The sequence below is a fragment of the Lactiplantibacillus sp. B652 genome, from assembly GCF_023806745.1.
In the GTDB taxonomy this organism is placed as follows: domain Bacteria; phylum Bacillota; class Bacilli; order Lactobacillales; family Lactobacillaceae; genus Lactiplantibacillus; species Lactiplantibacillus pentosus.
The window spans coordinates 1-693 of record NZ_JAMSKY010000057.1 but is presented as its reverse complement, the minus strand read 5'-3'; the positions used below and the strand labels follow the sequence as shown (position 1 = coordinate 693).

The 693-nt window shown below is 40.4% G+C and carries 1 protein-coding gene; it reads right to left on the bottom strand.

What is annotated here, in order from left to right; translation table 11 throughout:
• Positions 1-66: 66 nt before the first annotated feature.
• Positions 67-693 (bottom strand): IS21-like element helper ATPase IstB (gene istB / locus MZO40_RS16965; protein ID WP_252133474.1); only part of this gene is annotated, 627 nt, incomplete at its 5' end.

Below are 693 nucleotides of genomic sequence, written 5' to 3'. Positions count from 1 at the left end.
TGTCAACGCCGATGTGAAAATGTCGTTTTTTGCCGATTAAAAAATGCTGTTTTTTACCGATAAAGTTTACAGTGTCTCACTGCTCCTTTCTTTATTTTGTGCGTTGAAACCTGATAAATCAGGTCCGGAATTATCCTTCTTTTCAATTAAATGATCTTTCATTCGATATGATCGACCAGTGATTCGGATAACTTTAGCGTGATGAACCAAGCGATCTAAAATGGCGTTAGCTAACATCTTATCTGAAAAGGTGTTTCCCCACTTAGAAAGCGGAATATTAGTGGTGATAATGGTTGATTTCCGTTCGTATCGTCTTTCAATTAACTGAAAAAACAGCTTAGCGCCCACTGACTCAATTGGAAGATAACCAATCTCATCAATGATTAGAATTTGAAAACGGGCATACCGGCGTAGCACTTCTTCGCTCCGGCCTTGAACTTGTGCTGTTTGAAGCTTGTTGATGAGGTCGCTACATCGAATAAACTGCGTTGAAATTCCTTGTTTACACCCTTCAATTCCAATGGCGGTGGCTAGGTGAGTTTTACCGACACCGGAGGTGCCGATAAACAAAACGTTTTGATTCTCTTGGGTGAATCTTAGTGATCCCAAGTCCTCAATTATCCCTTGGTTAATTCCCGGTTGATAACTAAAGTCAAAGTCAGCTAACGTTTTTTCATATGGAAAGCGGGCTAG